At 35.2% G+C, this 5,601-nt stretch carries 5 protein-coding genes; all 5 read right to left on the bottom strand.

Annotated features, from left to right (window positions below; translation table 11 throughout):
- Positions 1-108: 108 nt before the first annotated feature.
- Positions 109-1,869, bottom strand: a complete 1,761-nt coding sequence (locus ACESQI_RS23965) for a hypothetical protein (RefSeq protein ID WP_234138354.1) — start codon at positions 1,867-1,869, stop codon at positions 109-111.
- A gap of 12 nt (positions 1,870-1,881) precedes the next feature.
- The gene (locus tag ACESQI_RS23960) at positions 1,882-2,229 is read right to left on the bottom strand and encodes a hypothetical protein (protein ID WP_234138355.1); all 348 of its coding nucleotides are present in this window, start codon (positions 2,227-2,229) and stop codon (positions 1,882-1,884) included.
- A 152-nt stretch (positions 2,230-2,381) separates the two neighbouring features.
- Entirely contained in the window at positions 2,382-3,461 is a 1,080-nt protein-coding gene (locus ACESQI_RS23955; RefSeq protein WP_002559695.1) for a hypothetical protein, read from the bottom strand.
- Between the two features lie 412 nt (positions 3,462-3,873).
- On the bottom strand, positions 3,874-4,209 hold the full coding sequence (locus ACESQI_RS23950; RefSeq protein WP_234138357.1) for a DUF3853 family protein: 336 nt from the start codon (positions 4,207-4,209) through the stop codon (positions 3,874-3,876).
- A 212-nt stretch (positions 4,210-4,421) separates the two neighbouring features.
- Positions 4,422-5,456: a hypothetical protein gene (locus ACESQI_RS23945; protein ID WP_373127357.1), complete on the bottom strand. Its 1,035-nt coding sequence runs from the start codon at positions 5,454-5,456 to the stop codon at positions 4,422-4,424.
- Between the last annotated feature and the right edge of the window lie 145 nt (positions 5,457-5,601).

The following is a 5,601-nucleotide window of genomic DNA, read 5'->3' as shown; positions in this document are numbered from 1 at the left end:
TCTTATCTGTCATATTCTATTTATTATAAAAGGTGGGATTTAAGTTATTAATCTCTTATATAATAGTAATGTAGATCGTAGGAGAATATCCCACTTAACGAATTTTTACTATCGTACCACTTTGAGGATAATATTATACTCCTTCTTTAACGTATCTTTTAACGGATCATACGAGCGAGCTTTCTTTTCTTTCATGGGGATAAGTACAAGGATATCCTTCAACCTGACTGTAAGTGTATATGTCCTACAATATTTTATGGCATCCAATAGTTTAGGATCATAGCCACACAAGGCTACTACCTTCTTAAGAAATACAGGTGTTCTTTTTGTCGCTGGCATAAGAACAGGCATTCCACTTATGATTACCCCCACATCACTATTCTCCTTGAAATAATCAAAGACATCTTTCATTAGCTGTGGATCTATATCATCGGAATAGAATACATGAATCGGATCACCATTATGCTGCCTTATCCGAAGTCTACATATAGCTTGAATCATTCCAGCTGTTCTTATTCTTCGTTCAGTCGAATGAATGCCGTAGTTTTTATTAATCAAGGATAATCCAGATTTGCCCGTTCGCCATTCTCCGACAAAAGAGATGCCTGCATAATTACTAAAAGCATTGGTAGCTTTATCTTGACCGGAACCACGATAGATAATACTGTATTTTCCTGCCAATCCTTTTTTATTTAGTTCTTCTTCAAGCACTGTCATAATATTCAGGTGTTTATCTTCTTTATCTGGATCACTGTCTCTGGCTACCATATATTTCCATGTGACAATAAGCAACGGAGAAGCCTGTTGTATCTGATCTGCCAACTCATCAACTATATCCTGTATTCTGTCACGAATTGTATTATCGTCTACATCTTTCTCGAACAACCATCTTTCAAGGGACATTGGAAATTCTTGAAAGGTTATAGGTGACGAGTACATCTTTCCCGAATTCTGGATCAACTTGAAAGGTGTTTTCTTGTAATCGCTTAGAACATCCGCAGTAGCATCCAGTATGATAACATTCATCTGCATCCCCTTTACCACCCAATCCTTTATAAAGTGATATATTGGATAATACTTCCCTTTTGCATTCCATATAACTGAATAATTTTGGTTGATATACACTAATACCTCTTCCTCTCGATATGTATTCAAGGCTGACTTAGTACTATATAAATGATCGCTGGTTTTTCTTAAGAATGTACTATTCACAGCCTTCATTTCCTGTATTCCTAAACAATGGTAATATAAACCTACTCCAATAGGAATATTACCTTTAGATGATGTCCCCAAGTTACCCATATAAGCAAGAATTCTAAGCCGCTCAAATGTATTAAACGGTTGTATAAAGGATGGCTGTTCGTCTATTATACAAAACTTGCGTACTTCGGTAGACTTTAGTAATGCTCCTAAGTTTCCAGTATATTTAGATATATCAATCACCTTTCCACTGTCATAAGCAAATAGGGCTGGCAGATAATCCAAATAGAGGTGAACACTGGGCACAATCAGAACCTTTTTCTTTGTTACCTGTTCAGGATGTGCTATGTAACTACTGTAGTAAGAATCTTCTTGATGTAAAGTCACTATTTCGTCTTTCAATGCAGGGAGAGACAGACTTTCCAGCCTTTTCTTCATATCGTTTGCATCGGCACGTGTAGCAACAAAGATCACGATTCCTTTATCACATCTCTTGGCAACCAGATCACAAGTAGCCGTACTCTTTCCACCTCCACATGGGAGAGGAACAATAGAAGCTCCTCCCTTGCATGGAATTATGGCATCTCCGGTTTGATGCTTAATGGTTAGATTTGTATCAGACGAATCGAACACAACTTCTATGTCCTTGTAGTCTCTTACTTTTGGCATAATGCTATCTCTTTAAAAACTCCATTTTTTACCTCTTGGCATCTCTATCAGTATGTCTACCACTATATTGCTATCAGGTAGCTTTGTCTGCTGCAATGCGAAGTACAAGCTAATATCTTCAAGTAGCACCAATTTCCGGTCTATATCCATATCAAGAAGAGAAATCAATTCTCCATTATCATCCACAGCTAACCATCCCCTTGATAAGAAGGTTTTGGCAGGAATTGCATGTAATGTCGGTGCGTTGGCATTACAATGTAAATTGCATGTCAGTTTTCCTATGAGTCCTGTGTCTAAGCGTATCTTTTGCGGCAAACATAAGACATATCCTTTTTGTTTTAATTCTTGTAATGTCATCATATCCATGTTTTATTATATTCTTGTATCACTTTGGTAAACTTATCACTATGGAGAGGAAATAGAGTTTAACCTTTTCAATTATGATTTGAGTGTAATTCGTAATTCTCATTAAGAGAGAGAGGTCTCTCACCCCTCCCTCCATTTTTTCAATTTTAGCTTAAGGCTTCTCGCTCGGTAAATGCTTTCCAATAACTCTTGAAAAGACCTGTAATAACCTGATCTTTGCTCCTGCTAGTAGTCTTCTTTGCATTATCAAGAGATTCTATCTGCTCTTTTGAAAGAGAATTTAGAAACTCGATGACATGAGCATACGCATCGTTAATCGGCTTGTTTTTGTTAATGAGTTGCTCTACAAAACTAAATAGCATTTTAGGAGTTATTTTCAAGCCAACTGTCTTTATGTTCAATTTAGCAATAGCAGCATCATAAAGATTTTTATTACGGTCAAGTCCATCCTCATCAACTAGCGTTTCCAATTTATCTGGGTCTTTTGAATCAATGGCAGACTTAATCGCGGATTTTGAGTATATCTTTTTACCCCCAGTAACGAATAAGGAAGCCGCAGAGTCAGAAATGTTTTCTGTATTTGCTAAAGATTTCAGCCATTCCAACTTGGAAGTATCAAGACCACGAACTTTTGCTGTCTGGATAGCCATCGTTAGCCAATCAATTCCATCCCAAGGATTCACAGAAGTATTCGCCTCCTTTAATATCGTCATAAGATCATATTGATCTGTAAGTGGTAGAATAAAGTAAGCTTCATAGTCCTCACCAGCCTTTTTAAGTTCTTTAATGGCTTCCCAACGGTGCTGACCATCCAATATCACTAGAATGTGTTCAAGATCAGGGGTATCCTTGGTTATTACATTGCCATTATAGTCCACCACATCAAGACCTGCTTCGATACATTCCTTAGCTGAAAGTACCAAGAAAGGGGTTATAACACCCTTTGCGGCTCTGATTGATTCAATCTTCTTTTTTACCTCCTCCTTATCAATATCCCTGTTTACTAAGATGCGAGCAAACCGATATTTATATGTAAGAAGAGTTGTGAGAGTAAAAATTTGCCTACGAGTGAGTTTTAGCGGTTCTTGTTCAGTCTCCTTATCAGCTTTCGGAGACTCTACTGAGGCGTTCTTTCCTTTTTGAGGAGCTGCACCATTCTTTTTTACGGATTTCTGTTCTTTCTGCTCATTTAACATAGCATCTACTGTTTTTCTTTCTTCTGCCATTTTCTAATTTTTTTAATAGTTCTCTTTAAAATTTCCATGAGCAAATATAGGTGAATAAATCAAACGTTTTACGTATCTTAACTTTCTTGATTTCAATTAGTTATACGCACGACTACTTGATTATAATCGATCTTATATCACTACATTTTATTCTCATATTTGATCATATTTAGCCATAGCTGAACCTCATTGACTGTCTCTGATTTGTTCATCAAAGAGTCTTGCTGGACATTCACTAATGAAACTGTTACCATTGGAGCTACACCAGTCTCTCCAATCTGTCCTACCTATTCATTTAAGACAAGTAATTCCCAGTTCTTTTCCTTCATGCTTTTTCTTGATTTATGAATAGACAGCTTCACCATTGAAAACAGCCGGCATATTTTCCAGTGAAACTGTCTATTCCAGTTAATTACTTGGAGTTCTTACGCCCCCATTTTTTATTAGAAACTCTCAATATGTCCAAAGCCCGCTCAACATCAATTACAACGACCTTACCGTTTTGAGAAATAGCTGCATCAATGACACCGCTACTCTTTATGCGTTGAGCAGTCGAAATGGAGCAATGAAGAGCTTTTGCCAGTTCTTTCATGCCCCGGACATAATGTTTACCACCAGATGGGAAGATGTTGTCCTTTTCATCGTTACCACTCTCACTTGCAAAGCCTAACTCTTCTTTCAAGACCTCCATCAAATCACCCAAAGTAGACTGGAAAAGAGGTTTTTCTTTTAATAAGGTATCTTTCATATTTTCTTCTAATTTTTAATTGTTGAACATCTATTCTGAATTCAGAGCGCTCAGAATTCGGTTGTAAAGTAAAAAAGAAAAAAAACACGTTTTGACTAGAGGAACATAAGCATAAAAAGATATCTCCCTGTAAAACAACGTAATAGTTATAATACAAGGAGATAAAAAAACTATAAATACAAGAAAAGAGGAACAGGTCGGGAACGGGTCGTTTATGTAAAATATTTCTCTTCAACCAATATTTCAAGACTCTTAAATTGTCCTCTAAGTTTTTTTGCTTTCTCTTTAACTTTCAACTTACCTACCGTATAATCAGTTATATTAGGAATACCATTTAATTTAAATATGTTAGCTATATCATCACGGAAATTGGTAAATCTGTCATCCTCAATAGATGAATTAAAAAATTTACTTTTCCACAATAACGAAGCAAAAGCTGCAACATCAAGTCCGGATTTTAAAGCTGGTATCACATTATCTATCACATCCGACAAACACATGCGAGTAAAAAAATAGTTCTTCTCACCATTTGGCAAGTTAGCATAATAGCGAGATAACTCTTTTCCTACTTTAATAATATCCAATCGTTCATAAAAACAAAAATCCTTGCCGCCACCAGTTACTTTTCGGTATTCATCATATCTTTTTTGGACATATTCTGCCAACTCCAATTCTTGTAACCTATCAATAACATATTTTTTCATTACTTCTGGCTTTATAAAACCGTAATTCATAGCATGGAATAACTGGTTAAAACATTTTCCTTCATAATAATTATAATAAAATGAAAAGACTTCATTTCTATAACCTTCCCCAAAATAAAATTCAGATACAAGGTCTAAATTTATAGTACCTTCTATTTCCACCTTACTTTTCCATCCTTCATATTCCTCATGATACACAATAACGACAGCTTGTATGAAATATAAGTCAAATTCAGATATAGGTTTATATTGAGGACACTGTATATTATTAATTAATGTATCATATATATCATCCAAGTTTATCTTATTCCTAAACTTCAAACGTTCATTCTTGGTCTCTTCATCAATAAAGTAATAAATTTCTTCTGTTTTTTCCGATTCAAGCTTTTGTCGTAAAAGTTGCATTTCTTCTTCTGTTGTTTCTTCAAAGATTAGTTCTAAAAAAACATCTGAAAGAGACATACCTTTCTTTAGAGTATTAACAAAATTTTCTGGAGTGATATGCTGAAAACGTGAATCCGTATTAGATTTTAGCTTTTTCATAAGTTGCAATATACTATCTTCATTATATTCTTTTTCTCCTTTCCTTATTACTGTTAAAATTGGTTCAGGCAGGGCCGACGCATTAAATAAATTACTATTGCATATGTACTTTTCTTATTGTTATTTAATTGAATATTAATTGTTT

The organism is Bacteroides sp. HPS0048 (assembly GCF_964240755.1).
In the GTDB taxonomy this organism is placed as follows: domain Bacteria; phylum Bacteroidota; class Bacteroidia; order Bacteroidales; family Bacteroidaceae; genus Bacteroides; species Bacteroides nordii.
Note: the sequence above shows the minus strand (reverse complement) of the source record. Positions and strands in the feature narration are given on the sequence as shown.

Excerpts from the sequence above, each read along its gene's own strand:
- ACESQI_RS23945 (WP_373127357.1), bottom strand. The coding sequence starts at position 5,456 with ATGAAAAAGCTAAAATCTAATACGGATTCACGTTTTCAGCATATCACT.
- ACESQI_RS23950 (WP_234138357.1), bottom strand. The coding sequence starts at position 4,209 with ATGAAAGATACCTTATTAAAAGAAAAACCTCTTTTCCAGTCTACTTTG.
- ACESQI_RS23955 (WP_002559695.1), bottom strand. The coding sequence starts at position 3,461 with ATGGCAGAAGAAAGAAAAACAGTAGATGCTATGTTAAATGAGCAGAAA.
- ACESQI_RS23960 (WP_234138355.1), bottom strand. The coding sequence starts at position 2,229 with ATGATGACATTACAAGAATTAAAACAAAAAGGATATGTCTTATGTTTG.
- ACESQI_RS23965 (WP_234138354.1), bottom strand. The coding sequence starts at position 1,869 with ATGCCAAAAGTAAGAGACTACAAGGACATAGAAGTTGTGTTCGATTCG.